At 40.6% G+C, this 23,878-nt stretch carries 27 protein-coding genes; 7 read left to right on the top strand and 20 right to left on the bottom strand.

Annotated elements, in window-relative coordinates:
* Window positions 1-2 precede the first annotated feature (2 nt).
* The 16 genes from BGP15_RS01280 to BGP15_RS01205 all read right to left on the bottom strand — a co-directional run bounded on the left by BGP15_RS01280 (window position 3) and on the right by BGP15_RS01205 (window position 16,797).
* On the bottom strand, window positions 3-998 hold the full coding sequence (locus BGP15_RS01280) for a virulence RhuM family protein (RefSeq protein WP_115049940.1): 996 nt from the start codon (window positions 996-998) through the stop codon (window positions 3-5).
* 3 nt (window positions 999-1,001) lie between these two features.
* Window positions 1,002-3,341: a type I restriction-modification system subunit M gene (locus tag BGP15_RS01275; RefSeq protein ID WP_115049938.1), complete on the bottom strand. Its 2,340-nt coding sequence runs from the start codon at window positions 3,339-3,341 to the stop codon at window positions 1,002-1,004.
* 330 nt (window positions 3,342-3,671) lie between these two features.
* The gene (locus BGP15_RS01270; RefSeq protein WP_115049936.1) at window positions 3,672-4,541 is read right to left on the bottom strand and encodes a hypothetical protein; all 870 of its coding nucleotides are present in this window, start codon (window positions 4,539-4,541) and stop codon (window positions 3,672-3,674) included.
* Between the two features lie 432 nt (window positions 4,542-4,973).
* Window positions 4,974-5,360 (bottom strand): nuclear transport factor 2 family protein, encoded by a 387-nt coding sequence (locus BGP15_RS01265; protein WP_115049934.1) that lies wholly within the window; start codon window positions 5,358-5,360, stop codon window positions 4,974-4,976.
* 1,077 nt (window positions 5,361-6,437) lie between these two features.
* Window positions 6,438-6,884 (bottom strand): nuclear transport factor 2 family protein, encoded by a 447-nt coding sequence (locus BGP15_RS01260; protein ID WP_115049932.1) that lies wholly within the window; start codon window positions 6,882-6,884, stop codon window positions 6,438-6,440.
* Window positions 6,885-7,035: 151 nt separating this feature from the next.
* Window positions 7,036-7,365 carry a metal-sulfur cluster assembly factor gene (locus BGP15_RS01255; protein ID WP_070565732.1) on the bottom strand — a complete coding sequence of 110 codons (330 nt, stop codon included), beginning with the start codon at window positions 7,363-7,365 and terminating at the stop codon, window positions 7,036-7,038.
* 37 nt (window positions 7,366-7,402) lie between these two features.
* On the bottom strand, window positions 7,403-8,665 hold the full coding sequence (locus tag BGP15_RS01250) for a hypothetical protein (RefSeq protein ID WP_115049930.1): 1,263 nt from the start codon (window positions 8,663-8,665) through the stop codon (window positions 7,403-7,405).
* Window position 8,666: 1 nt separating this feature from the next.
* On the bottom strand, window positions 8,667-9,494 hold the full coding sequence (locus BGP15_RS01245; RefSeq protein ID WP_115049928.1) for a DUF2249 domain-containing protein: 828 nt from the start codon (window positions 9,492-9,494) through the stop codon (window positions 8,667-8,669).
* A 14-nt stretch (window positions 9,495-9,508) separates the two neighbouring features.
* Window positions 9,509-10,435, bottom strand: a complete 927-nt coding sequence (ric, locus tag BGP15_RS01240; RefSeq protein ID WP_070565738.1) for an iron-sulfur cluster repair di-iron protein — start codon at window positions 10,433-10,435, stop codon at window positions 9,509-9,511.
* Window positions 10,436-10,464: 29 nt separating this feature from the next.
* A complete protein-coding gene (locus BGP15_RS01235) occupies window positions 10,465-11,232 on the bottom strand; it encodes an ABC transporter permease subunit (RefSeq protein ID WP_070565740.1) in 768 nt (255 codons plus the stop codon).
* Between the two features lie 7 nt (window positions 11,233-11,239).
* Window positions 11,240-11,953, bottom strand: coding sequence for an ABC transporter ATP-binding protein (locus BGP15_RS01230; RefSeq protein ID WP_115049926.1), 714 nt, complete (start codon window positions 11,951-11,953; stop codon window positions 11,240-11,242).
* Complete coding sequence (locus BGP15_RS01225) at window positions 11,950-13,200, bottom strand: nitrous oxide reductase family maturation protein NosD (RefSeq protein WP_201303484.1); 1,251 nt, start codon at window positions 13,198-13,200, stop codon at window positions 11,950-11,952. The genes BGP15_RS01230 and BGP15_RS01225 overlap by 4 nt, the downstream gene beginning before the upstream one ends.
* Window positions 13,201-13,210: 10 nt before the next feature.
* On the bottom strand, window positions 13,211-13,660 hold the full coding sequence (locus BGP15_RS01220) for a nitrous oxide reductase accessory protein NosL (protein WP_083295915.1): 450 nt from the start codon (window positions 13,658-13,660) through the stop codon (window positions 13,211-13,213).
* Window positions 13,647-14,261 (bottom strand): hypothetical protein, encoded by a 615-nt coding sequence (locus BGP15_RS01215; protein ID WP_198386050.1) that lies wholly within the window; start codon window positions 14,259-14,261, stop codon window positions 13,647-13,649. The genes BGP15_RS01220 and BGP15_RS01215 overlap by 14 nt, the downstream gene beginning before the upstream one ends.
* 11 nt (window positions 14,262-14,272) lie before the next feature.
* Window positions 14,273-16,261 (bottom strand): Sec-dependent nitrous-oxide reductase, encoded by a 1,989-nt coding sequence (gene nosZ / locus BGP15_RS01210; RefSeq protein ID WP_083295916.1) that lies wholly within the window; start codon window positions 16,259-16,261, stop codon window positions 14,273-14,275.
* 59 nt (window positions 16,262-16,320) lie between these two features.
* Window positions 16,321-16,797 (bottom strand): c-type cytochrome, encoded by a 477-nt coding sequence (locus tag BGP15_RS01205; protein ID WP_115049922.1) that lies wholly within the window; start codon window positions 16,795-16,797, stop codon window positions 16,321-16,323.
* A gap of 262 nt (window positions 16,798-17,059) precedes the next feature.
* Between BGP15_RS01205 and BGP15_RS01200 the strand changes: the two genes are divergently transcribed.
* A complete protein-coding gene (locus tag BGP15_RS01200; RefSeq protein ID WP_112373502.1) occupies window positions 17,060-17,671 on the top strand; it encodes a Crp/Fnr family transcriptional regulator in 612 nt (203 codons plus the stop codon).
* 44 nt (window positions 17,672-17,715) lie between these two features.
* The gene (locus BGP15_RS01195; protein ID WP_147282063.1) at window positions 17,716-18,951 is read left to right on the top strand and encodes a hypothetical protein; all 1,236 of its coding nucleotides are present in this window, start codon (window positions 17,716-17,718) and stop codon (window positions 18,949-18,951) included.
* A gap of 108 nt (window positions 18,952-19,059) precedes the next feature.
* On the opposite strand, the gene BGP15_RS01190 is transcribed toward BGP15_RS01195, so the two are convergent.
* Window positions 19,060-19,506, bottom strand: a complete 447-nt coding sequence (locus BGP15_RS01190) for a nuclear transport factor 2 family protein (RefSeq protein WP_115049917.1) — start codon at window positions 19,504-19,506, stop codon at window positions 19,060-19,062.
* 15 nt (window positions 19,507-19,521) lie between these two features.
* Between BGP15_RS01190 and BGP15_RS01185 the strand changes: the two genes are divergently transcribed.
* The 5 genes from BGP15_RS01185 to BGP15_RS01165 all read left to right on the top strand — a co-directional run bounded on the left by BGP15_RS01185 (window position 19,522) and on the right by BGP15_RS01165 (window position 22,614).
* Entirely contained in the window at window positions 19,522-19,794 is a 273-nt protein-coding gene (locus BGP15_RS01185; protein ID WP_147282062.1) for a Rossmann-fold NAD(P)-binding domain-containing protein, read from the top strand.
* Window positions 19,795-19,971: 177 nt separating this feature from the next.
* Complete coding sequence (locus BGP15_RS01180) at window positions 19,972-20,538, top strand: hypothetical protein (RefSeq protein ID WP_115049913.1); 567 nt, start codon at window positions 19,972-19,974, stop codon at window positions 20,536-20,538.
* Between the two features lie 21 nt (window positions 20,539-20,559).
* Window positions 20,560-21,420 carry a helix-turn-helix domain-containing protein gene (locus tag BGP15_RS01175; protein ID WP_070561051.1) on the top strand — a complete coding sequence of 287 codons (861 nt, stop codon included), beginning with the start codon at window positions 20,560-20,562 and terminating at the stop codon, window positions 21,418-21,420.
* A 100-nt stretch (window positions 21,421-21,520) separates the two neighbouring features.
* Complete coding sequence (locus BGP15_RS01170; RefSeq protein ID WP_047096321.1) at window positions 21,521-21,814, top strand: putative quinol monooxygenase; 294 nt, start codon at window positions 21,521-21,523, stop codon at window positions 21,812-21,814.
* Between the two features lie 146 nt (window positions 21,815-21,960).
* On the top strand, window positions 21,961-22,614 hold the full coding sequence (locus tag BGP15_RS01165) for a zinc-binding dehydrogenase (RefSeq protein ID WP_201303483.1): 654 nt from the start codon (window positions 21,961-21,963) through the stop codon (window positions 22,612-22,614).
* A 115-nt stretch (window positions 22,615-22,729) separates the two neighbouring features.
* On the opposite strand, the gene BGP15_RS26895 is transcribed toward BGP15_RS01165, so the two are convergent.
* From BGP15_RS26895 to BGP15_RS01155, 3 genes are all read right to left on the bottom strand, one after another.
* Complete coding sequence (locus BGP15_RS26895; RefSeq protein ID WP_353681972.1) at window positions 22,730-22,810, bottom strand: AraC family transcriptional regulator; 81 nt, start codon at window positions 22,808-22,810, stop codon at window positions 22,730-22,732.
* Between the two features lie 40 nt (window positions 22,811-22,850).
* A complete protein-coding gene (locus tag BGP15_RS01160) occupies window positions 22,851-23,192 on the bottom strand; it encodes an AraC family transcriptional regulator (RefSeq protein WP_115049909.1) in 342 nt (113 codons plus the stop codon).
* 309 nt (window positions 23,193-23,501) lie between these two features.
* Window positions 23,502-23,831, bottom strand: a complete 330-nt coding sequence (locus BGP15_RS01155) for a SemiSWEET transporter (protein ID WP_115049907.1) — start codon at window positions 23,829-23,831, stop codon at window positions 23,502-23,504.
* Window positions 23,832-23,878: the final 47 nt, after the last annotated feature.

Below are 23,878 nucleotides of genomic sequence, written 5' to 3'. Positions count from 1 at the left end.
GTTTACTTCTTCTTTTTACTTTCTAGACTTTTGGAGGTTGTATCAATAAAGGCGACAAAATCCTTCTCCACTTTGGATAGTTCATTTTTCGTTTTCTCTTTGTACTTGGCATATTCTAGCTCAGCCTTTTTCACTGCTTGATCATGGCTTATTGCCCCAGCATGTTGCAAAACTTCATTACCCACCATATGTAGAAAATCATCTAGACGCATAATCCAATCCTGCATATACATCGGCTTGCGATTCAGTGCCTGCAATTCAGCTAGCTCCAAATACGCCGTCACCGTGCGATTGAGAATATTAAGCTCGTCCTCTGTCAAATAATTTTTAGCAACTTGAATCTCTTGTTTACTTGGTTGTTCGCCTTTGAAGTTAGTTAATCCAAGATTCGGCTTATCAGCATCAATGCGTTTGTAAATAACCTCAGCAGCTGTATTTCCATGCGCAGCAAAGTGCATCTTGTTCTGTACAGTCTTAAAAAAATGCTGTGATACCTCCGTCTTAGGGTCGTAATCAATACTCGTCGCATAGATATCCAACACTTTGCGCCAGAATACCTTTTCGGATGAGCGTATATCACGGATGCGAGCTAATAACTCGTCAAAGTAATTGCCCCCGCCAGCTTGCTTCAGCAACTCATCATTCATGGTAAAGCCTTTGACGATATACTCGCGTAAACGTGCGGTTGCCCACTGACGAAACTTGGTGCCCTGATGACTCTTTACACGGTAACCTACGGAGATAATGACATCGAGGTTATAGAACTTAACTGGTTTGTCTGAACCACTAATGTGCAAAATTTGCACATTGCTTTTTTCGTCTAGTTCACCGTCAGCAAAAACATTACTGATATGCTTTGTAATAACACTTCTTTCTTTCTGAAAGAGATCGGCCATTTGTGCCTGTGTAAGCCATACTGTCTCATTCTCTAAACGTGTCTCGATGCGGGTAACACCGTCTTCACTTTGATATATAAGTAGATTACTTTGTGGCTCCATAACCTAGAAGTTTAAAATATCTTGCAATAAACCATCTGCCTGCTCTTCTAAAGCCAAGAGATCAGCCTTGACTTCTTCGATAGAGCGTAATGGTGTATGCTTATAGAAATATTTGTTGAAGGAAATCTCATAACCGATCTTGACAGAATCCAGATTAATCCAAGCCTCCTCCACATGTGGAAGTACCTCGCGCTCAAAATAGCTGATAATGGATTCGTCTAATGGGATCTGCTCACTGTCGCGCAGATCACTCTCGGTCTCGTATACGGTAAACTCTCCAGCTTTAGCACTTGGATAATAACCAAACAAGGATAACTGCTCCTCGGAGCAACCGAATTGGTTTAGCAATTGAGCTTTCTTATCGCCCGTGATCTTCTCTACCTTTTTGATCACCTTTTCTGCTTCGGCATCATAAATGCTTATCGCCGATAAGATTGCTTTCTTTTCCGCAGCAGTAAGGGTAACCTTATGCTTTTTGCAGGTATCGTCGACCAAAGTTGAAAAAGCATTGAAATCCTTAAACTCATCATCGCCAATATGCGACCAGAGCACAAGTGCGAGATCATATAGCGTTTTTGGTTTATTCCATGTAGCTGCTTCGATCAGCTTAGCGAGTTGCTTTTTGTTGAGTCCCCAGTCTTCTTTCTCAGCACGATGGTTAATCTCTTCGCTTTTGCTAGTAAGGTCTGTATAGACAAGGTCGCCATAGGTTTCGTACAAGACCTGCATCGGAACTTTGAGGGCTTTATCAAATCGCAATTCGTCCAAAGCCGCCGCTGTAAACTGTGACTTGAGCCTTTTCGGTCGTTCGATATTGACTTTATAGTAGCCGAAGTCCGCATTCTTAAAGCGTTTGACTTGCAGCAGATCATTCTCTGCGCTCTCGAATTTGTTCTCAAGATAATTTTTAACAATCTCCCCTATCTGTGCTGGCGAAAACTCAGAGTTCTTGCTACCCAGGTTTTTACGTAGTTTTTGAAACAGCTTATTAGCATCAAGCAATTGCACATGTCCTTTACGTGTAGCAGGTTTATTATTGTTCAACAACCAAATATAAGTGGTTATACCGGTGTTATAGAACAAGTTATTGGGCATCTGAACAATTGCATCCAATAGATCGTTCTCGATAATATAGCGACGGATGTTACTCTCTCCTGAACCAGCGTCACCTGTAAAAAGCGATGAGCCATTGTGCACGGATGCAATACGGCTTCCGATCTTATTGGAAGTAGGTGCTTTCATCTTGTCCACCATTTCCATCAAGAAAAGGAGCTGTCCATCGGAACTACGTGGCGTGGCATCAACGGTTTCCCAGTTGCCCCAATAGTCTTTAAGTTTAATCTGAAAACGGCTATCGATAACATCCTTGCCGTCTTTGATGTACTTCTGTTCTGAAGCCCAAGATTTACCATAAGGTGGATTGGACAACATGAAGTCAAACTTCATATCCGAAAACTCATTGGTCGATAGCGTGGAACCCACACGGATATTCTCCGGGTCCTTGCCCTTTATCATCATATCGGACTTACAGATGGCATAAGTCTCATCGTTGATTTCCTTACCATACAAGTATACATCCCCTTTGTATTTAAAGGCATCGTCTTCGACAAGATAGTTTTCACTTTCGGTAAGCATACCGCCACTACCACAGGCAGGGTCATAGATGGTAATAATATTGGGTAGATGATCTTTTAAAGGTTCGAAGACCAAGTGGGTCATTAACTGAATGACTTCACGTGGTGTAAAGTGTTCCCCAGCCTCTTCGTTATTCTCTTCGTTGAATTTGCGGATCAGCTCTTCGAATACATATCCCATTCCCAGATTGGACAATGCCGGCAACAGACGTCCCTCAGGATCGTTCTTTGTTAGCGGTGTCAGGTTGATATAAGGAGAAGTAAACTTTTCCAATACGTCCAATAATACATCTTTGGCTGCCATATGACGTATCTGCGCACGCAGATTAAACTTCTCGATAATCTCCTGCACATTGGCAGAAAAACCAAGCAGATACTCTTCAAAATTGGCCACCAATTTTTGTTGCGAATTGGTCGCTGTGCCTTTGAGCTTCTCCATTGTCCAAGGGGATGTGTTGTAAAACACATACTTGGATGCATGTCTAAGTCCATCTGGATCGAGTTCGATCTGGCCAGCATCCTCCCGCTGATAGCGTACTTCTTCAAGTACCGCATCTTTCGTCGTTTCGAGCAAAGAATCGATACGACGTAATACGACAAAAGGCAAAATAATATCACGATACTTACCCCGAACATATACGTCGCGAAGGCAATCATCGGCAATGGACCAAATAAAACTAACTAATTTATTATGAGCAGTATGAGTCATCTATCTATTTATCTAAAATCTCTATGGCTTAACCTACAAATTAACATTTTTTTTAACTGATTAGCAATAAATGTTATTAACATTGTAAAATAGCATTCTTTTTAAGCTGTCACAAGGATAAAATGGTAAGATAAGGTCAAGGCTGTTCAGTTTATTAATGCTTGATCTTTCTACTAATGTGCGCTGATGGATATTCTTAAACACCAAAATCAAGCTCCTGCGAAAGACTGATCGTGAAACGAACAACTGTAATCTTTTTTGAACAGTTAAATATCAAACAGGTCCAAAACCAAACAGTACCACAAACTTTCTGCGGACGTACTATTGGACTTAGTTACCAGTCCAGTTTCTAAGCACTGTCGGAGTTTTTATTGTTATTTGTCCATTTTGGCTTCTTTTAGCATAAATTTTTAAAATTGAATTCAAAGGCCTACTGACATTACCCCGCATCGCAGCTTTCCATTTTGAGGTACCGTCACCAAAATAGTTCGTATTTTTTTCAGACAATTTCTTTTGAAGCGCTTTAGAATACGAAGATTTATTACCATATATTGGCTCTACTTCCTCTAAATCGCCTTCTTTTGATATTTTTACTTTAAATAGAAAAACACTATCTACATCATTTTTTGACAGCTCAGGACGACTAATTGAACTTAGATTTTTTTCAAGTTCTTTCGTTCCTCCAACATACCTGGCAGCAAACGCCCATACGTTTTCTGTAAGATAATCTCTTGTACCCGAAGAAATGGTAGCACTAAATAATGATAGATGAAGTTTTTTTCTTTCTATAGTAATGGATTTTATCCTCTGAATCTTTTCTATTCCTAAACTGGCATTGCTATTAAACTCGTCCGATTGTAAATCCAATACTTCAATCGAAGGGTATGCTTTTTTTAGAAGCCATAAATCTCCTTCAAATGTCAGGTCAAAGTGCTCAGTCTTGGTGCCTAACGAATCATTCTTAAAATTTAATAAAATGTAATAAGGTTTTAAATCCTTATATCCTAAAACAATTGAATTTATTGAATCATAGGATTTAAAAAATGTCTGGTTGGTGGCAATATCAAACTGTATATCATCAGTCCAAAAGGCTGGATCATTGTTACGACTAGTTTGAGCTATACTCTTGGAAGTACAATAGAAACATATTATAATTCCTAATAAGAATGAAGAGAATATTCGTGATGTTTCTTCTATCATAACTGATTATTTAAAATATTTAATTGAATAGCCTGGTCCCTAATAATAAAGATCTTCATACAGTTTAAATAAGCCAAGCCAATTTATAAAAAAAATCACTCCGATAAAACTATTTCAAATTGGCTATTGTTCGTGCAATACAAAAACGGCTACAAGCTGCCTTTCGAAAGAAAGGTTCAACATAAAAATTGGCGCCGTACATTGAAAATCCAATAGTCTTAAAAAACATTGGATGACGAAACAAAAAAGAGTAAACGATAGGAAACATAAAAATTGCTGTACAAATAAACGCTAAGAGAAAGGGTCTGATGAGAATCAGGCCCTTTTGACGTAAAAAGCCACATCTCACGATATGGCTTCTAAACTAAACTTAAACATATGATTCACTAGTGGTTTGTCTTTTATTACTGACAAACCACTAGTTATTGGATACTACTTATACGAATTGATTGATTTGGATACTTTCCAGTCATTGCCCACACGCTCCAAGGTAACCAGATCAGTCTTCGTAAAATTCTCAAATCTCGAAGTTACTTTAGCGACCATATAGTCTGCCGATTCTTCTAAAATATCTGTGGTTACTGTGCAGTTTAGCTTTTCACCTTTTTGTTTTTTCAATAGTTTGACCACTCCACTACGGCTGTTAGATTGCGCATTGGAAGATTGGATCTTTTGGCTGAAATCTTCAGCGAATAACTGCTCTACACCTGCAGATTCTCCCTCGGTGGTTACCGCAACGTAATGCTCTAAAGCGAACTCTGCTGTAGAAAGGTTAACGTTTGCTTTTGTTGCTTTTGCGCCAGGTCCTTCAGCTGCCATAGCGAATGTAGATACTGCGATTAGGGCTGCTGCTGCGAATGTTTTTACTAGCGTTTTTTCTCGAAATTATTTGTTTTTTATTTGATGATAAAGCTATCATGAGTGCCTTTTGAATACACTCATGATGGTTCATAATATCTTTTTTTATAGTGTTAGTTTTTTATCTAAATAATTTGTTCTTCAATTGTGATGAAGCTATCATGAGCATTTCCATCGATGCTCATGATGACTTTTGTTCTTATTTGTTGACTCAAAACTACAACACAATACGCCCCTAGCCTACGGGCTTTAGACTAACGCTCTGGAAAACTCGGTGAATGGCGGGAATAGAGAGGTGAGCCTGCTTCGTATCAGATTCGTACCACGTTCGGATCATCAATAGATATTGTACAGACACTCAACAGACCTTGTCCAGTCTCTGTACAGGGAAAAACTGGTCAGAGACAAGTCAACAATAGAACACTACACGCCCTGATCCGAAGGCTGTACGAAGCAGGTACGAACAAGACCCCAATAAAAGTTATTTAAACTCATCCCTAATTAGCAGTTTTTAGCAAATAATGCCTAGTGCAGCGACGAAATCCTTGAGTTCGTGTTGGAGCGATCACTGAGATACCATGTTTTTGGTCATAACCATGCAGGCTATGGTAAGAGGAAAACTAAGGCTATCCAGTTCATCAACGCTTTGTCGTATGAGCTGTTGAAGGAAAAGGTGTGATTAAACTACACGATCAACTCAAGTGTATTCAAGATCTATAAACGAGGTGATACTACTATCTTTCTACTTATTCTTCTACTTTCTTTCTACTTATTCTTCTCCTAATCTTTCCCTAGTTCTTTCCCTAAAATATTTACATTTTTCCTTCTGAAATAGCTCACAGCCCATTGTACGAGCATTATAACAACTCTATTCCTTTAATCTCTTCTCCTAGATTCATCTATTCTTTCTACTTAATTATTCTAATTGAGCTCCAATAGCTGGCTATCCCCGAGGCAACTCGCTATTTTAAATAGATCATGAAAAAGCCACATCTCCCGACATGGCTTTACAACATATATATTTATTTGAAATCGCTTTTATTTATACGAATTGATCGATTTGGATACTTTCCAGTCATTACCCACACGCTCCAAAGTAACCAGATCAGTTTTGGTGAAGTTCTCAAATTTCAAGGTTACTTTAGCCACCATATAGTCTGCAGATTCCTCGATGATAGCTGTGCTTACTGTACAGTTTAGCTTTTCGCCTTTTTGTTTTTTCAAAGATTTAACCACTTCGCTACGGCTGTTAGACTGCGCATTGGTAGCTTGGATCTTTTGATTGAAATCAGCTGCAAATAACTGCTCTACACCTGCTGATTCTCCCTCTGTGGTTACCGCAACATAATGCTCTAAAGCGAAGTCTGCTGTGGAAAGATTTACGTTTGCTTTTGTTGCTTTTGCTCCAGGTCCTTCAGCTGCCATAGCAAATGTAGATACTGCGATTAGGGCTGCTGCTGCGAATGTTTTTACTAATACTTTCATAATGTTTTTTTTTATTGTGTTAGTACTTTTGTTCTTATTTGTTGACTCAAAACTACAACACAATAGGCCCTTAGCCTAAAGGCTTTAGACTAACGATCGGGAAAACTCGGCGAATAGCGGAAATAGGGAGGTGAATTTATTCTTCAAGAAATCATTCTCGTTCCAATAGGCTCTTTCCCTCTTCGCTGATCCGATCGGGAGTCCAAATAGGATCCCAAACGAGCTCGATAATTATTGCCCGCTGTGGAAATTGCTGTTGCAATGTTTTTTCAACGCCATGAACGATAGAGTCGCCCATCGGGCAATAGGATGAAGATAACGTCATGGTAACAACAATACGACTGGGATCGGTTAAATTAATATCATAAATTAAGCCCATATCTACGATGTTGATCCCCAATTCGGGATCCATCACAAGCATCAATACCTGAACAGCTTTTAACTGATCGGAAGCCTCCGGTTTTGTTAGATCAATTTTCATGGTATCTTTCATTAAATATATAGGCGAGGTGCGTAGTTTATTTACTTTTTCTTTGATGAAAAACTACTTTTCCGACATTGACAACATAAACAGCAGCAAGTGCTGCCCAAAGCCAGGCTGCACAGTATAATGCCCACCTGAATTGAACGGCTACAGCAACCGCCATGACGACAAGCGCCACTAGGTAAAGATAATATTGTATAGAAAGTAATCGCTGACTATAAAGTTCCTTGGGCAAAGGTATTTTTTTGATGCCATTGAGATCTTTATAGCGCCAATTCCAGATCATAAAAGGCAGGGTCTTATAGGTCATCCCTAAAATAATACCCGTTATCCATCCAAAAAACACCCATACGGCATATAAATTCACCCAATTACCAGACTCCTGCCGGACAACCATAGGTAAGGTGAGAAACGCGAACAATAAACTCAAAAAGGAAATGAAACTATGTTTCATCGGAATATCCAGTACCTTACGAGCCCGGTGCACAAAACAATCCACGACAAAAACGGCCCAGCAAACTACTCCCAATAGCACTATTGCTCCAAAGCTAAGAGATCTTAATCCCACAGGATGGCTGTATCCGTCCAATAAAAAAAGTACCAATCCAAGGTTTATCAAAATGACCGAAACATAAAGCCACTTTGTTTTGGTGGATTGTCCCAAGAGAAACATCGGCAGCATCTTCGCTCCCGCTCCCAGGATCAACTGCAAAAACCAACCAACAATACCGACGTGGGCGTGTAGCTTTAGGATATCGAGGTGACTTTTTGTTAGAAAACCATGGGCTAAATTAATGGCAAGCAAAAGGCCTAAGGTGGTTGTAAAACAAAGCCAGAAGGCCGAGAACGTAAAATAAAGGCGTAGTTCAAATAGATGCTCCACATCTTTAGTCGTCATCCACAGCAAGTAGAAGTACAGGTAGGAGCTGAGCGTAATCAATAGCCCTCCAACGCACATGAGTAAACCGATCTTGAAATACCAGAAACTATAAATCAACACACAGGTTCCCGATGTCAATAGGATATAACTGAAAAATGCCAATTTGGAAGAGCGAAGTGAACGTTCAAAAATAACCGGCACCAGCTGATACGCCGCTCCATAAATCACCATCGTGCCCCAACCTAGTGCTAGGCTATGGACGATTGCCAGCACTTTTGGTTGAAAATGGTGCCCAAAGAGCTGCCCCCCGCTAAAAACCAAGAGGAAGCTGAACAGTAGAAAAAAAATGCCCGCAGTGATAAAAAACGGCAATACAGCATACGCTTCTGGGCTCTTATGAATAGCAATATGTGCCATTTTATTTAACGGGGTAAATTAACAGATGGACATCTCCAGGATGTTGTTCATGGATGAAAATCCGATAAGAAAAATGATCCAGTTCTTCTAGTAAATGGAGCGGAACCTTCCGATGTTTTACATAGACAACCTCATCGGCTTTCAGTTGAGCAAGGGCCTCAAGAATTGATTCCATGGGCTGCGGCATAGGCAATGTCCTGACATCCAATGTAACAAGTTGAAGCGCGGAAAGTCGTGCTAATTTCTGCTCAAAAAGTCGTTTCGGCACAAATGAAATATGATCGCCCTCAGCAGGCTGAACGGACAGCACTGTATCTTTTTTATAAAAGTAACTTCTGAATTCGCCCTCCGCCCATTCGTGGCTATAGCTTGGCACTCCACACTCCTCCATACGCCTAATCAATGGAATAGGGACAAATGAATTGCTGATGCAAAGAATCCCTCCTGCGACGAGTGAGCGATACAACTGAAAAATATCTCTTAATGGATCTTGCCCCATTTCCAATAGGGGTCTCACATCGAATACAACCGTCACTGCTGCATCATCCATCCAACTTGGCCGCTCTGCTGCATCGAATGGATCATTGACTTTCTCAGCTCCATCTGACATCCAAATAAAGCCGAGCGGTACCAGCGCAGCACGGAAATCTGCAACCGAACATCCGCCAATTTTTGCTGCTTCGCCTATGGAGACCCGAGGGGCCAGTATCCGACGCAACACCGGGATCCGGATCTTACGCAAGGGTTTGGCAATAGCTGCAATGGCTTCAATGCTTAAGTCATTATAGCTGATCAGTTCTGAAATCTTGGTATGCTGGTTTATCCGCATGGCTTTTCTAGTTTTTAATTCATTTGAACACCGTAGCTCGCGAGCAACTTTGGAAATAAAATATTATTCTCCAGGTGGATATGCTGCAAAAGATCGGATTCGAAAGATTCGATCTGTGAAAATAATGACGTGTAGGAATTGCAGGCATTGGCTGGCAATGTGTAATTTTGGGTAATTTTGCGCAACTGCTGAAGTTCCTTTCCTGAATCTTCGTGTTCGGAAATCAAAAATTGAATGAGCTGATCTACCTGTTTGCTGGTCAATTCTTGTTCATTCTTGGTTGCCGGAAAGAGCTGCTTCTCCTCTTTATCCAAATGATGGTAAAGGTCATCAAGAAAGGCATCGAGTTCTTGGGACAAGTTGACCAGCTCGGGATGCTGCTGTGCATGCACATCGGCCACTTTATGTGCAAGTTCCTGAATAATCGGTCCTTTTTCCCGGACATACCGATGATGAACATTCTTAATATAATCACTTAAAAAATCGATATCCCAATCTTTAAAATTTAGCGGTGGGCCGGCTATAGGAAGCTCTTCGGATTGGTTTAACCGTCTGCGCAATTCAATTTCATCGAGACCAACACTATGAGCGGCCTCCTTAAGCGTCTGCTTACCACCGCAACAAAAATCTACCCCAAGCTGTTTTAAAACTTCGGCCTTGCGGATATCCTTGGCAGCAATATGGCCAACGGTTTCCAGTGTTTCGCTTTCGAGCGGTTTGCCAAGGCGAACCTGCCAGTATTCGGGCCCCGATTCAAGATAATTCCAAATGAGATCCTTTCCACGTTCACCCAGCAACTGATAATAGAGCGGTTTAGGATCATGATCGTTTTTGATAATAAATGACTCGCCCGAATCCAGGGCATCGAAGTGATCAAATATGGTCGGGTGTTTAAGTCGAGGTTCTATATTGAAAACCTCCAATAACGGTGATTTAATCATGATAATAGTATTAAATGGTCAATAAATTATTATAAATCCTTTTTCTTAAAATAGCGAATAGATAGCCCTAGAGGAATGAGGCACCAGAGCAACATGACCAACAGGGTGATCGCAATGCCGAATGTATTACCGAAGAAATCCCGAAATATCGCCCCTGTATAGCCCATCATCGCGGATAGATCGACCTGTAATAAAATAAGGATGCGACAGATATCGATGGGATTGAGCATGGACAGTGCAACCATTCCATGTTCGATGGGATAATCCGCAAACTGAAATAGGATGAAAAGCACCAGTGCGTCAAAAAGCAGCGTGAAATAAAGCCAAAGCAAAATTGCCAATCCTATCCCCTTCGACTTATCTCTGATCAATACAGATGTCCACATCGCGATCGAAACGAAAATCAAAGAAAGTAACAGTCCGCAACCGACCAAAGTAATTCCCGAAGAGCTAAATGCATAGATAAAAGTTGGTATGCCAACGCCAATAAAAAAAGCTAAACTAAGTGCACCTGCCAGACCCACATACAGGCTGCCCCAAATGCTTTGCCGTTGCAAAGGCTGACTGACAAGGCAATTGATAAACTCGGAACTCTGGTAGATATAGATGCCTGAAAAAATGATACTCATCAGCGGAACTACAAACAACACAATATTCAGTAGACTGAGTAATCCCTTTTCATAGTTGTCCTCCATGCTATAGACCGTCATGGAAAGTACAAAGAGTAATATGGTGTAGCATAAAATGGTCTTGTTGCGCAAGAGATCCACAAAAACGTAGCGTATAATTTTATTCATCTTTTCTCTAATTAGACAGGTCGCGGTTCTGCATCAAATAAGCGATTGCTTTAGATAGCTTTTCAGTACCTGTATCTTCTTTTAATTGCTGCAAACTCTTATGAAACTTCAGCTCTCCTTCCTGCAGAAAGACAATCTGCGATACAAATTCATCGAGATCACTAAGCACATGGGAACTGATGATGATCAGTTTACCGCGTCCGATTTCTTTTTTGATTTTATCCTTGAGAATTTCGGTAGACAGAGGATCCAGTCCTGCTGTAGGTTCATCCAGGATGAGTACTTTGGGGTCAAACATAAATGCGATACAGGCACTTACTTTTTGTCTTGTGCCACCGGAAAGCGTTTCCATCCGTTTTTCCAACAGCTTGTCCACGCCAAAAGCCTGATAAAGATCCGAATCCGCCTGGGGCTGTTTACGGATATCTTTGATCATATCCAGGACCTGTTTGATGGACATATTCTCAGGATATTGACCGATCTGCGGCATATAGCCGATATGGTTCCGATAAGCCCATTGCTGTCCAATGTCCTGTCCTTCAAAAGTGATCCGTCCGGCACTCGGCATGACCATACCTAGGACAGACTTGATCAAAGTAGTCTTACCACTGCCATTGGGGCCAATTAAGGCAACGCATTCGCCGCCATTCAAGGTCAGATCAATGCCCTTTAATGCATTGAATTTTCCAAAGCTTTTCGTTAACTGCTGGATACTAATCATACTTTTATTGATTTCATGCGAGGCTTATCGTCTTTAAGCCCCTCGGGTGTCAGACTTGGTAATAGCTTTTCAGTCCGGTCGAACAACATGGCCATAAAACTTCGAAAAAGTAACATCGCCGAAGGATAGCGCTCAACCATCATCGAGAATAGGCTAACGGGACGAAAAGGGATATCCCCAAATCCGTCTTTGTCCAGATCGTATCCCTCGTATTTGTCCCAATAGTTATGCACAAAGCTGTTGAGTGTAAGGGTACCATTGGTGGCAACATCAAAGGTATTCTGAAGAAAATTATTGTCTTTAAGCACATTGTCCATACAGCTCGACTGAATCTTGAGCCCCCATCCGTTGCTCTTAAAATTGTTATGTTCAATATGGATACGATTCGATCCTTCCATAAAAATACCCGTGGTATTGCGGCTAAACTGATTGTTGATGATCTGACTATCGGAAATATCTTTGAGCAACAATCCATAGGCGGCATCGCCCCAATTCTCTTCGAAATTATTGTTTTCCATATGGACATGCTTGGTATACATAACAGCTACACCTGCACCATTGCTGCGAAAGGTGTTTGAGATGTAACTGTTCTCATGGGAAAACATAAAATGGAGACCATAGCGCAGATTTTTTTCAGAAAGATTGCCCTGTACTCGAGTATGGGTCACAAACTCAAGATAAATACCGTCCCTATGTCCAGACACTTCATTATTTTCAACACTTAAACTATCTGATTTCCAAGCATGAATACCATTACCAATCAGCTGCTCCGCTGTACCAAAAGCTCTGAGGATATTGCCCCGTATTTCAACGTTTGTAGCATTCTGCGCATAAATCCCGAAAAAATTGTCCACGAGCTCATTGTCAAAAATTTTGATATGCGCTGTATTGTAAATTTTAATACCGGCAATATCATTCATGGAAGAATGTCCCGAATGCTGTATTAAAAAGCCTTGAACAGTAACCTGCGGTGATTTGATCGAGAGCGGTTCATATTTTTTCTCGCCGTCCAGCACAGGTTTTCCCAGGCCTTTCAGGAAAATTGCCTTATCAATAACAATATTCCCCTCCTTATACACACCCGCCGCTACTAAAACGGTATCACCTGATTTCGCTTGTGCTAAGCCAGCCTTTATTGTTCTGACCGACTGCCCCTTTCCTACCTGGATGGTTGTCGCCGATACAGGCACGTTTACGAGCCAAAGACAAGCCATTGCACAGTACAACGCTAAAGCTAGATTCTTCATTGTTATTCATTTATTTCCACAGATCATTCCAGGTCATCACCGTGCCACCGATCTCTGCTTTGACCTTATCCAGTTCCACCCGTTTTTCAAATACAGCAACATTGCCTCGCATTGGGCTTTTCAAGGCTTCACTTTTGAGATAATATGCACCTTCAGCCGGTACGAGCTTATGGCTAACATAATCCGGCAGGTAATAAACGGCAATCTCTTCTTTTTTGACCGAGTTCCCTTTGACAAAGGCGATCATACATTGTACGTCATCAAAATTAAAGACCCGTCCCTTTTTTGTCTGCAGCTGCGTACCAAAACGCGCGTCCGTTATTGTCATCTTACAGTGGGCACATTGCTCGCTACCGTATTTAATAGGCTTGGGTTTATTGTTGCCCTGACAGGCCTGCAAACTACATAGAACCAGCAATATACTACTACAGATCAACGCAAATAATTTATAGTTTCTCATATGATTTTAGTTTTAGGGTTTTATTATTTTGCCACTCCCGCACTGTACAAAAGGCCAAGATAATTCCACAGAGTATAAAGATCCATCCCCCGATATCAGGTATAGAATAGGCGCCAAAATTTAAAAGCTGTTTGTATCCGATCAGTGGTGGCTGATAAGACATTCCGGGAACTTTTATCGGTGCAGATGGATCGAGCTGATGCCCATAGTTGTATTCCCAGATATAAAAGTCAACCAGGGCTGCGACTCCAAAAAGCAGAAAACAAAAGAATAAGCCATAGAGCAGTTTTCTATTCTGCACGAAACCGGTAAGCAAAAAAGCAAGCGCAAAAAATAAGATGATATAGGGCAAGACCTTAAATTCTATGAAATCTTCCGCATGTAGCGTTTTCATCCCGATATAGTGGTTCAGTCCATTGATAATATCAACTTGTCCGGCCAACTTGTTGCTATAGATCTGTAGTTCTAGCCCTTCTGGGTATTGTGCTGCGTCGAGCTCAATACGCCAGATGGGTAGGAAGATGACCGCTACCAGGGCCAGGCCACTCAGGATCAAAAGAATCCGATGTACTGCTGACAGGTGACTTGTAGTTTTCATCATTGTAGGTTATATTAATTGGTCTTCTCTTGCGGTTGATTGGTTCCCAGACTATAAATCAACGGAACATTGTTTCCTTTTTTTGAGATACGGATATACCCCTGCATCTCTTGGTGTAACGCGCTACAAAAATCCGTACAGTAGAACGGGAATACACCTACTCTATCTGGAACCCATTTCAATGTCTGTGTCTCTCCCGGCATAATGAGCAATTCTCCATTCTTTGCGCCTTTGACAGCAAAGCCATGCGGCATATCCCAGTCCTGCTCAATATTGGTCACATGGAAATAGACTTCATCGCCTAGTTGTACACCCTCGATATTGTCCGGAGTGAAGTGTGAACGGATGGATGTCAGGTATACATGTACCTGGTTACCTTTACGTTCAACGCGTGCATCTTTGTCTCCTTTGGCAACAAATGGGCTGGTATTTTCTTCAATTTTAAAAATCTTCACACTTTTGTCTTTCACTTTCTCCGCTTTGATAGCTTGCGCATAATGTGGTTCACCAATGGTCGGAAAGTCTAACAACAATTGCATTTTGTCTCCCGAGATATCAAACAATTGGGCACTCTGAGCCAACTCCGGTCCTGTAGGGAGAAAGCGGTCTTTCGTAATCTTATTATAGGCGATGACATATTTGCCTTCTGGATTTTTGGTATCTCCACCAGGTATCATTAAATGGCCTGTTGAGTAAAATGTTGGTGTACGGTCGAGCACCTTTAAATCCTTAATATTCCATTTCACCAATTCGGAAGACACAAAGAATGACGTGATTGCATTTCCTCTGCCATCAAATTCTGTATGCAGTGGGCCCAAGCCAGGTTTTTGGACTTCGCCGTACAGCGCAGATTCGTATTTGATAATTGGGATACCACCGAATTTTCCTTCGAATTGTTTTTCCTGGATTGCTTTCTGCATCTTAGCGAACGAGAATACAGGTATGACCGCAGCCAGTTTACCCGACCCTACAATATATTCGCCTGTAGGATCAACGTCGACACCGTGCGGAGATTTTGGGCAAGGGATATAGTAGCATAGCCCCTCCAGCTCCTCTGCCTTCAATACGATCGTTTCTGTATTAAAAGATGTTTTTGCGGTATGTGATTTCTCGTCGTAAGTGTTATGGGCATACTTCAACCCGGTAACCTTTTTCCCTTTTCCGGCTTTCAAATACTCTTCGGCTTTTTTCCAGTTGACGGCCAATATAAAGTCTTTGTCATTTTTGGATGCATTGACCTCCAGCAATGTATTTGCCTGTTCGGTATTGTAGGTGGAGAAGAAGAACCAACCATGAGAAGTCCCTTTACCGGCTCGGCTCAGGTCATAGTTTACACCGGGTGTCTCAATCTGAAAAGCCAATTCCATGTTGCCATTATCCTTATTGACGCTGACAAAGCTCAATGTTCCGCGAAAATTCTTTTTAAAGGTATTGATAGGTACATCGCCCGACTCACCGTCCAGCGGAACCGAAAATCGCGTTCCTGCAACAACATATTCGGTATTTTCAGTAATGTACGGCGAAGAGTGGTTTCCACCGCTGTTGGGGAGTTCGAGTACTTCAGCCGTACGAAAAGTTGTCAGATCCACCCGGGCAATACGGGGGGTATTGTTGGCATTGACAAATACCCAGCGGCCGTCGTAGTTTCCATCGGTTTTCGAAAGCTGCACGTGGTGTAAATCATCCCAAGGTACATTGCCATGGGACGTTTCGAGCATCGGTTTAGTTTCTTCACTAAAACCCCAGCCCTTTTCGGGATCTAGTGAAAAAACGGGTATTACACGCAATAATCTGCCGGATGGAAGTCCATAAACGGAGAGCTGCCCACTAAATCCCCCGGATACGAAATTGTAGAATTCATCGTATTTCCCTGGGGCAACATATACCTTCTCAGCGGCATCACCACTCACGGCGGCTCCCGCTCCTTTGGGTTTACAGGCATGGAAAGTCGATAACATCGCGCTCGCCATTAGGCTCGTCAATATGTATTTTGTTAAAGTCATTCTATTCTTATTTTAAGGTTAATACCTATGCAGCTTTGTTGATTCTTATTCAGCTTTTATTATTTTACACCATCATTTTGTCGCATAAACTCCAATACCTTTCGGGCTTCCTCGTCCGTTAGATTTTGGTTAGGCATCCGGACCATGCATAGTTCAAGTTGCGCCTGTAATTCCGGATCCTTATCGATCATCGGATCAGGATTAGTGATAAAATTCATGATCCACTGTGGTTTTCTCCGTTGTGTCACACCTTTCCATCCTGGCCCGACTAGTTTCTCGTCGGTTAGCTTGTGGCAGGAAGCACATTTCAGGTCAACAATCAATTTTCCGGCTGCGGCCATTGGTGCATCCAAATGGTCAGCGATTTCCACTTTGTCAAATTTTCCCTCACCGCGGTGAGGATCATATCCACTGGCGTCATTTGCCGAAGCCCCAGATTCATTAACACTGTTGGCAAGGGTCTTTTTCTCGCCATTGTTTGAGGAACAGGAATAGATAAATAATCCCATCAAACAACATACAATTAGCTTTCTCATCTTATTTTGGTTTTGTGTTCAAACTTGATTGTGTTTTACTTAATCCAAAGGTATTATCGAAGCGTGTAGCCATTTTATGAGGCAAATCATAAAATGATTCCGGTGAGAACAAACCATCAATCAAAAACAATAAAACACTATATGTAAGCACATTAACACCATATTGATTTTCATCACTCATTCCCGTGATCTACATCAAGATCTATTTTGTGACACTACTATATCTTTACGCTGTGTAGTAAAAACTAACTTATATCGAACGATGATTCCAACCGCAATACTTCTCGAAAAGGGAGCGAGCAGCCTACATGCCGATATTGGTGAAATACTTTTTCATGAGGATAGCATGGCCACATTTTATTATCAGTTGTTAAGTGGGCGAGTTCGTCTTTCTAATTTCTTATCAGACGGTAGGGAGGTCCTCCACAATGTTATCTGTGCCAATGAGGGCTTTGGAGAAGTAGCGATATTGGACAATGGCGTTTATACAGTGACGGCAATTACCGACAGTTCATGTACATTACTGAAGATCAGTTCGAAAAAATTCATCGAAATCATACATGAATATGGCAACCTACATCGTTTGGTATCACAAAAGATGGCGCGCGAACTACACTTTAAACTCTTTATGATCAAATTAATTTACAATCGTTCACCGGAGGAGATCCTCTCCAATCTGATCCAAAAGTTAAATGAAAGCAAGAGACTCGTTTGTCAGGAATGCAACCGACTTATGCTTACGCGCCAACAATTGGCTAATATGACCGGGTTAAGAGTAGAAACAATCATCCGGACAATGAAGCAAATGGACAAGGAAGATAAATTGAACATTATCCGCGGAAAAGTTTTTGTTCCGGCCGATGGTATTGATTGAAGCTTGAAACAACGATGTTTCAGCTATCGGAAAGAAATCAACGTATGAATAAAATCAGTAGCTATTTAAGTATCAGGAAATGGATCGTCATCACCCTATTCAATTTACTTATTGTAGGTATTTTCGGGTTGATTATGCGCTTAAAATTTTTATTTCCCATTCCTTGGATCGACCAGAAAAACCTCATGCATGCGCATTCGCATTTTGCTTTTTCCGCCTGGGTATCCCAAGCTCTTATGATTTTTCTCATAATGACCGTTCTGGGAATAAAAACCAATCAGATTTTGTGCAGGAAATATCAGCATATCCTATGGGCTAATTGGACGGTTTCGATAGGCATGCTTATTTCCTTTTCAGCTGCTGGCTATAACCTATGTTCGATTATATTATCCTTTTTATCGATACTTGTCTCTTATTGGTTCTGCTTTCAATTAGTGCGGGATCTTAAATCATCGACGCTTCCTCCGGCCATTTCGATCTTAATTAAGTCGGCACTATTTTTCAATATATTTAGTTCACTAGGGACCTATTTTCTGGCATATCTCAAAGTGAGCCACCAACTGGATCCATTAAAACAGCTTGCATCAGTCTATTTTTATCTTCATTTTCAGTATAATGGCTGGTTTTTCTTTGGCTGTATTGCTCTGTTTGCCAGTTGGCTGTATAAACGTACTGGTAAAATACCAATAAGTCCGCGTTTTTCGCTCGTGTATGTCATGACTGTTATACCAACCTATTTCTTATCTGTTCTATGGTGGAAGGGTTTACCCCTGTGGCTATATATTATTATAGTCATTACAGTCGGATTGCAATTTGTCCTGTGGGGAACATTAGCACAACGAGTCGTCCGACTGGTCCGAAGCAATATTTCACTCCGCTTAAGCCCCGATACATCTAAAATTTGGTTATGTGTCCTGTTTGCCATTTTTATCAAACTGATATTGCAAGGCATATCGGTCATACCTGCTCTGAGCCAACAAGCTTATGGATTTCGACCAATTGTTATTGCTTATCTTCACCTCGTCCTTTTGGTGGTAATATCACTCTTTTTAATTGGGTATGCTTTTCAGATTTGTATGTTAAAAATCGAAAAAGGCATTCACTATGGCGTTTATGGCTTACTTGTTGGAATCTTTTTGAATGAATTTGTGTTAATGTTGCAGGGGCTCGGTGGATTTATACATTATTCTATCAGGGGAACACATCATGTGCTGACGGTCGCTGCAGCTATTATTGTTGTCAGCCTCTACAGGATAACGCAAACCCAATTACGCAAATGATGCTATTAGCATAAGCCATGAGAGATGATCGATTATGAAATAGCTAGAAAATAAGCCACATCTCTCGACATGGCTCTACAACATTTATATATTTATTTGAGATGGCTCTTATTTATACGAATTGATCGATTTAGATACTTTCCAGTCATTACCTTCACGTACAAGAGTCACTAGGTCTGTTTTGGTAAAGTTTTCAAACGTCAACGTCACTTTGGCTACCATATAATCCGCCGACTCCTCAAGGATTTCGGTGCTTACCGCACAGTTCAGCTTCTCGCCTTTTTGTTTTTTCAAGGATTTAACAATAGCGTTACGGCTGTGATTCTGTGCATTGGAAGCTTGGATTTTTTGGTTGAAATCCTCGGAGAACAATTGTTCTACACCTGCAGATTCTCCTTCGGTAGTTACCGCGACATAGTGCTCTAAAGCGAAATCTGCTGTAGAAAGGTTAACGTTTGTTTTTGTTGCTTTTGCTCCTGGCCCTTCAGCTGCCATAGCGAATGTAGATACTGCGATTAGGGCTGCTGCTGCGAATGTTTTTACTAGCGTTTTCATAATGTCTTTTTAATAGTGTTAGTTCTGTTGTATTCTTACACCGATGTAGCTCAGGCTCTTTCGGAATTATCAGGCAAATCGGTTTCTTACACCAATGCCGACCCAACAGAGTTTACCGAAAAATTAAAGCAGTTTAACGTTCCCGAATTTGCCATTTTACTAACCGCCGGTTTTGCCGAAGATCAGAAAAACCACCAGTTTGAAGAGGTAACAAACGATCTGGAAAACCTTTTGGGAAGAAAACCTTTGGCATTGAAAGAAGCATTAAAAGAAATCTATAAGTTGTAACAGCCCATACGACTTCATTAATGGTAAAATCTTACACCACCACACTCAGCATTTGCCGAGTGTGGTGGTGTATTTTAGACTGTTTTTTTATTTTGTTAGTTTTGCATATATAATTCATCTGACGGATTGATTAAGAATATCCAATATTTCTTCCCAGGTCAAATGCACATAAAAACGATGCAAGATTTTGAGTACATAAAAACTGTTCCTGACGAACGGCTCTCCGGTTTTGTGGAGAGTTTCCTGCTATGTGCCAATCATACCGATGAAGATAAAGGAGTCATTATTTTTCCCGATGGAAGAGTGGACATTATGTTTAGTTGTACAGATCAGGAACCATTGGTAGCCGAATTATTTAATCTGGATAAAAAAGCAAGCCGGTATATTTTCAAAACGCAAACAAAGCTTTTTATGGTATGTCTTATCCTGCTCGGTGCCGAATACCGGCTCGGATACAACGGGACAGATTTTGGAAAAGATGAGATTCGGCTTCCCGCAGATCTTTGGGATATTTCTAAAGAAGACCTTACAAGCTTAGATAGCTTTGCAGAAAAGGTTTCGGAAAAACTTTTGGAAATATTCCCGAAAAAGATGGATGAAAAAAAGCAACAGCTTTTTGAGCTTATCTATTCGTCAGGTAGTAAGGCGTTATCAAGTACCCTCCTTACAGCAAGAAAAACTCAAATGGCTAAAATCGCTTTTGGAACGAATTTCTTAATGACACAACCAAAGAACACTCCGTAAAAAATCAATTTAATTTTGACGATGGACATTACAAACCTTCCCGAAGATCTATGGGAACATAACGAAACTCATACTTCGGATTTGCAAATTTTCAATTACGAAGTGTATAAGAACGGTTCTAGAAACAAGATTGGCCTGGATAAAAATGTATTCAGTTTCTTATTGGATGGTCAAAAAAACATTCACTTTTCTAATGATATCATTTCAATCAATGAAACACAATCGCTACTTATCACATCTAATAATGTTTTGGTTACCGAACTGGTAGGTGTAAGTTCATACCGTTGTTTACTCTTCTTCTTTTCTCACAAAAACATCACCGATTTTTTATTGAAACATTCCCATTCTTTCAGTCAGAATGCCTCAGATAAAAAGATAACGGATATACCTTATTTCCTTTTAGAGAAAGACAATTTTATCATCCATTATATTCATTCGCTCCAACAAATTTTCGGTTTGCAACAATCTATCTCTCAAAAGATTTTGGAACTGAAATTTGAAGAAATAATGCTTTATCTGGCGGATAAATATGGGACGGTATTTTTAGATTACTTACATTATTTACTAATCAATGAAAGAGAATTATCATTTAAAATGGTAATTGAAAAGAACCTTTATACGAACTTGAATATTGACGAAATAGCCTTTCTGTGCAATATGAGTGCCTCTACTTTTAAGAGAAAATTTATAAGTATATACCAGGAATCTCCAGGGAAATGGTTTCGGCAAAAACGGCTTAACAAGGCCAAAGAATTGTTACATAATAATCAAGTCACACCTTCCGAAATTTTTATGGACTTTGGCTATGGCAGCTTGTCAAATTTTAGTGCAGCCTTTAAAAATGAATTTGGGTATAGCCCCAACCACATCCACTCAAATTGACCTCTTTTCATAACTTATTGAACCAAACCAATAAACGAAGCAGCGCTGGTTTTTCTAATTTGGTCTGATGAAAGAATTGTTTAACTAAAAAATAAAAAAAATGAAAAAATTAGGATTGTTAGTTCGGTTGGAAGCAAAGGCCGGCCAAGAAAAAAACGTTGAAGATTTTATTACAGGAGCATTACCGCTTGCTCTTGAAGAAGCCGGTACCGTTACGTGGTATGCATTCCGTATTGATGCTTCTACCTTCGGTATTTACGATACTTTTTCAAACGAAGAAGGTAGAGAGGCACACCTTGGCGGTAAGATCGCAAAAGCATTAATGGAAAATGCACCAGACCTATTGGCAACACCTCCGTCTATTGAAAAATTGGACATTTTAGCTGCCAAATAGCCTAAGATAATACCATTATATTTAAGGGAGGATTTTGCAAAAACTCAGCAAAATCCTCCCTTAATTGTTCAGAAAAAATCTTCTCTTCCTCATTTTTTTAGATATCTAAAAAATCAACCCAAAAAAGCTTACGTCACGCTGCTGGTGTGACAACAGGATCAACCGTTTATATTGCTGGTGCTGGACCTGTGGGACGCTGCGCCGCAGAATCAGCAAAGCTTCTTGGAGCTTCCTGCGTTATTGTAGGAGATATGAACAAGGAGCGGTTGGAACTTGTCAAACAGGCGGGAATGGAAACTGTTGATCTTACCCTTGATGCCAGTGTAGCAGAACAGATCGAACAGATTCTCGGAGTACCAGAAGTGGATGCCGGTGTGGATGCCGTAGGTTATGAGGCGCATGGACATGGTGATGAAGACTACAAAATAGAAAATCCCAACGCAGTTATCAATGATCTTTTCGATGTTGTTCGCGTAAGCGGAGGTATAGGGACTCCAGGTATCTATACTCCTTCTGACCCAGGAGGACGTGATGAGAATGCTAAGCACGGTAAACTGACTGTCGACTGGGGAAAAGGTTGGCTTAAGTCATTTCATATTCAAACGGGAATGGCTCCAATTGGACGTTACAATTATCAAATTATGCAGGCCATTCTAAGGGGCCGTATCTCCATGAAAACGATCATGAACCCGCAGGTTATCAGCCTTGACGAAGCACCACAAGCCTATAAAGACTTTTCGGATGGTTCAAGCAAAAAGTTTATTATCGATCCACATGGCATGATAAAAAACCGTTCGTAAACTCACGTAGAGCGAAAATAAAAAGTAAAGGTGGGACATCGAATAAATGTCCCACCTTTTTTAAATTTCTCAGCTTAACCAATTACATACCTATTTAACGCGCACTTTGCGTTAATCAGTGTCTATATTGGCCCGGAGAAAGCCCCTCAAGCCTTTTAAAAATTTTAATGAAATGATTCACATTATTAAACCTGATGCGTAACAGGCTTCAGTCACAGTAACGGAACTGTCAGCCATTATTTTTTTGCATGGTCTATGCGCGTACGCAGAACAAATTCCAAAGGAGTTATGTCCAGTATATTTTTAAAATATTGATAAAAAGATGATTGGCTCAAACAGCATTCTCTTGCCAATTTTTCAACAGTTATTTTTTCCGTAAGGTGCTTATGCACGTAATTGATCGCCGGTTGAATTCTATTGTCATACATTGGTTGATTGCTGTTCACTGACAAACGGTTCTGGGTCTGAAGAAGCCTTAATAGAAGTACTTTAAGAGAGAGGTCCGCAATTGCCTCTTTTGCAAAACCTTCCTCCATACTAAGGTTAACAAGTTTATTGAGACTTGTTACAAGCTCCATGCTATTTTCGAATGCTGATGCGAAAAATCAAGTTTCCATTCAAAAGGTGCCTGACGATTTGAATTCCTCGGACATCACTTTTTCTCCTCTCATCATACTTGAAACTACCAATCCACCACTATATGAAAGTATTACATTGTCACTTTTATGAAATGTTTCAAATATGTTGAGCTCACAGTTCGGAAGATTAAAAGTCCTCCGGTGCTCCAGTCTGGAATCCAATTTAGAACCGTCGCTTAAATTTACGTGATTTATCGGATAAGATTTCATACTTAAGTCTTTATATATTTACTATTGACCAAATAAAATTTACTTAATCCCAATTTTCGCAGCCGCCAGATTTGATAGCAGGATGCCATACATTTCGGATCTGCACCTGTTAAATCCCTTTCTGGAAATAATACAGTAAGCCAGGAGGGATAAATTGACCAGAACGGCAAAGGAATTCGATAGGATGATCTGCCAATCCTCTTTCATGATTCCATACCAGACCCAGAGGGAAAGACCTGAAAGTAAAACAATAAGTATTAAGATTGAAATGTCATCCGCATTTCTGGTTCTTATTACCTTTATCAATTGGGGCATCATTGCAAATGAAGTTAAGACACCTGCAATGAGTCCAATTAAGTCTGTATTCATACGACATATTTATTTTGTTAATAGCGGACATCGCGTCCTTTAATTTT

This window comes from Sphingobacterium sp. 40-24 (assembly GCF_001899705.1).
GTDB lineage: Bacteria > Bacteroidota > Bacteroidia > Sphingobacteriales > Sphingobacteriaceae > Sphingobacterium > Sphingobacterium multivorum.
This window is presented reverse-complemented; position numbering and strand designations above follow the sequence as displayed.